General features: G+C 48.4%; 4 protein-coding genes. 1 reads left to right on the top strand and 3 read right to left on the bottom strand.

Annotation, left to right across the window (positions count from 1 at the left end):
* Positions 1 to 62 (top strand): hypothetical protein (locus PsWM33_RS28725; RefSeq protein WP_208994739.1); only part of this gene is annotated, 62 nt, incomplete at its 5' end.
* A 124-nt stretch (positions 63 to 186) separates the two neighbouring features.
* Here the strand turns inward: PsWM33_RS28725 and PsWM33_RS24435 are convergent.
* The 3 genes from PsWM33_RS24435 to PsWM33_RS24425 all read right to left on the bottom strand — a co-directional run.
* A complete protein-coding gene (locus PsWM33_RS24435) occupies positions 187 to 819 on the bottom strand; it encodes a tyrosine-type recombinase/integrase (RefSeq protein WP_037035810.1) in 633 nt (210 codons plus the stop codon).
* Between the two features lie 303 nt (positions 820 to 1,122).
* On the bottom strand, positions 1,123 to 3,216 hold the full coding sequence (locus PsWM33_RS24430) for a calcium-binding protein (protein ID WP_153040008.1): 2,094 nt from the start codon (positions 3,214 to 3,216) through the stop codon (positions 1,123 to 1,125).
* The coding region (locus PsWM33_RS24425; protein WP_206599032.1) for a VCBS domain-containing protein at positions 3,191 to 3,539 on the bottom strand (349 nt) is incomplete at its 5' end. The genes PsWM33_RS24425 and PsWM33_RS24430, both read right to left, overlap by 26 nt.

Genomic DNA, 3,539 nt, shown 5'->3' with positions numbered 1-3,539 from the left:
TCCTCTCCTACTTCATAAAACCCATGCAAGACCAAATCGCACACGCGCTCAAGGAGAAGTAAGGAACCCCTTACTTCTTTGGAGGGTGAGCAATCTGCCAGCAGAGAGAGAAAGCAATCAGTCTATAGGCTTCAGGTCAAACACTGAAAGAAGATATGGAGCTGCTCCCTTCCAGCTCCTTGTCTTCTAAATGTCTATTTTCTCTGACAACGAAAGTGCATCTTCAAGGTCTATACCTAGGTATCTGACAGTACTGTCCATCTTTGTGTGACCAAGAAGAAGCTGCACCGCTCGAAGGTTACCTGTCTTCTTGTAGATCTGCGCGACCTTAGTTCTGCGTATCGAGTGTGTGCCGTAAGAGCTTGGTTCTAGCCCGATTGATAAAACCCACTCTTTCAGCATGCGGCCATACTGTCGCGTCGAAATATGCGGCTTGTCATGAAACCGACCAGGCCATAAGTACTCTGACCCGACCATTTCTGGACTGTCGATCCATTTTGACAAGGCTGATCTGGTTCCCTCCATAAGTTCAAACTGAACAGGCTTGCCGGTCTTACTCTGTATTATTGAAGTGCGCTCTTTCATTCGCCCCGCAACAAAAACGTCAACTACTTTCAAGCGGACAAGATCGCACCCTCTGAGCTTGCTATCAATTGCTGTATTGAACAAAGCCAACTCACGCGTTTTCCCTGCAAGTTCAAGGCGGACACGAATAGCCCAAACGTGTTTCGGTAGTAAAGGCCGTTTTTGACCGATGATCCTGCCACGATTCCAAGCAGGCTTTGTTGGTCGGATCATAGGAAGGTTTGTAATGGTCATAACAGCTCCTCCATGCCATCCCTCAACCACCACATCAAACCGATTTTACTGCATGTAGAAGACGGTTTTGAGATCTAGATTTATAGACGTCGGAACGGGCGATGTGCTCGGAGGATGAGCTTAGACTTTAATAAGAAAACTAAGCCCTTATCTGGTTGGCATTGTCATGGGCCAACTGCTGCCATTCGAGTGTTTCTATCGCGAGTTGTAGCGTTTATTAGGTATAGAATGCGTGCTCTTAAAAGAGCTCAGCGGCACGAAGCCGCTGAGAGATATTATAGCGCTGTGATGCCAAATTCAAAATCAGACAAACTGGAAGTCGTCTGAATGCAAGTCGGGTATCACTACACCTTTCAAGGTGATTGAACTATCATCATCCAGCGCAATTACCGTGTCCGTTCCATCATCGCTAGCTGCTGCAATGACAGCGTCAAAGTCCGCTAATATATCTGCATCAAAGCGAATGACATCATCTGATCCTTGACCAGATTGGAAGTCGGTGATCACATCCGTACCAAAATCAGAGATATCATATTGTGGGTCGTCAAACACAAACACGTCCGAACCTGCGCCACCTGTCAGGATATCGTCACCACCGTAACCCCAGATCTTATTGTCACCGGCATCACCTGTGAGGGTATCATCGTAGCTATTAGTACCCATGATGTTTTCTATGGAGATGTATTCATCACCAGCTGCATCACCCGCATTTTGTGACTGATCAGATAGATTGACGGTAACGGCAGCGTGCGACCAGCGGTATCTGACCGCATCGGCTCCTTCCCCACCATCAAGATAGTCCGCTCCGGATCCATAGGCACTGAGCGTGTCATTGCCTTCGCCACCATAAAGGCGATCAACGCCATTTCGAGCATAAAGTGAGTTATTGTTGCTGTCACCAGTCAGGACATCATCGTAATCAGAGCCCTCAAGATGTTCGATATTGACAAGGACATCTCCGGTTGCATGGCCGCCGCTGGCAATGCCTTCAGCAAGATTAATAGTAACTCCTGCATTTGAATCGCGATAGATGGCTATGTCAGAACCAGTGCCACCATCAATGAGATCTGCACCGGCCCCGCCAAACAGATAATCATTGCCCTCTCCACCATTTAGCTGATCATCACCTCCCAAACCCCAGAGCCTATTGTCACCAGCATTACCTGTGAGGGTGTCACTATAAACAGCTGTACCTATGATGTTTTCTATGGAGATGTATTTATCATCTGTGGCATCGCCTTCATTCAGGCTGGAGTCATAAAGGTTAGCGTTAACTGCGGTCTGCGACGAAACGTATCTTACCGTATCATTTCCTTCTCCGCCATCAAGATAGTCTGCTCCCGAACCATAGGCATTGAGCGTGTCATCGCCTGCCCCACCATAAAGGCGGTCTAGGCCATTTCGAGCATAAAGGAAGTTATTGTTGCTATCACCGATCAGAACGTCATCGTAATGAGAGCCCTCAAGATGTTCGATATTGACAAGGACATCTCCGGTTGCATGGCCGCCATTCGCTGTTCCTTTTGCAAGATTAATCGTTACTCCTGCATTTGATTCACGATAATGGGCAAAGTCAGAACCAATGCCACCATCAATGTGATCTGCACCAGCCCCGCCATATAGATCATCATTTCCCTCTCCACCATAAAGAACATCAGCTCCTCCATAACCCCAAATTCTATTGTTACCGGCATCACCTGTGAGGGTGTCCCCGTATGCTTCTGTACCCATGATGTTTTCAATGGAAATGTATTCATCGCCAGTCGCGGCACCTTCATTTAGGGTGGTGTCAGAAAGGTTAACGGTGACTGCAGTTAGCGCATCAAAGTAGCGAACAGTATCTTCCCCTTCACCACCATCAAAACTTTCTGCTGCACTTCCAGCGGCAATATAGTCGTCGCCATCAGTACCGGTTAATTCAATACGGCCATAATTCAACACCTCAATCTTGCTGAGCGTAGTCCCATCGGCAAACTCATAGCGCTCAATGTGCTGGCCCATGTTAGCGATCTGGAGCTGACCGGCGGGTCTATCGCCATTTGCATCCCAAGAGAGTTTCAGTGCGGTGCCGTTGTCGTCCTTGTGGTCAATTGTCGTAATTGTAAGGTCAAGAAGAGACAGATCATCAAAGACAACCGTATCATACCCGCCATCAGCAACTTCAGTGGTGTAGTCAATCATCGTTGACTCGCTGTCTGCCCAGATCGAGAAGGTATCATCTCCCGTGCTACCGCTAAGTATTTCGCTATCCCCTGTCACCGTCACACTCGCTGATGCTGTTGAGCTTTCTCCCGCACTGTCTGTAACCATATAGGTGAAGGCGTCTGTAAAAGTTTCGCCAAGGCCCAGAGAACCCACCAGATTTGTCGGATCATATGAGAACGTCCCCGTCCTCATTCACAGTAACAGAACCGGCTGTAGCGCTGGTATCCACGCTAAAGCTGTGAGTGTCAGAGGTATCTGCATCAGAAAAATCAGGCGTGATGATAACAGAACTGTCCTCATCGGTGCTGACAGTGACCTCTTCGGCCACCGGTGCATCATTGGCACCATCGATTGTCACTGTGACCGTATTCGTGGAGCTTGTACCCGAACTATCCGTCACCGTGTAGGTGAAGGTATCCGTTGCAGTCTCGCCGACTGCCAGATGCTCAAACGCACCATTGGGGTCATAAGAGAAGGTTCCATCTGAGCTTCCCCCTTTGAAGTGGTCCACGCCT

The organism is Pseudovibrio sp. WM33 (assembly GCF_001623165.1).
In the GTDB taxonomy this organism is placed as follows: domain Bacteria; phylum Pseudomonadota; class Alphaproteobacteria; order Rhizobiales; family Stappiaceae; genus Pseudovibrio.
This window is presented reverse-complemented; position numbering and strand designations above follow the sequence as displayed.

Bases quoted from the DNA above. Each gene is read 5' to 3' on its own strand.
- PsWM33_RS24435 (WP_037035810.1), bottom strand. From the start codon at position 819: ATGACCATTACAAACCTTCCTATGATCCGACCAACAAAGCCTGCTTGG.
- PsWM33_RS24430 (WP_153040008.1), bottom strand. From the start codon at position 3,216: ATGAGGACGGGGACGTTCTCATATGATCCGACAAATCTGGTGGGTTCT.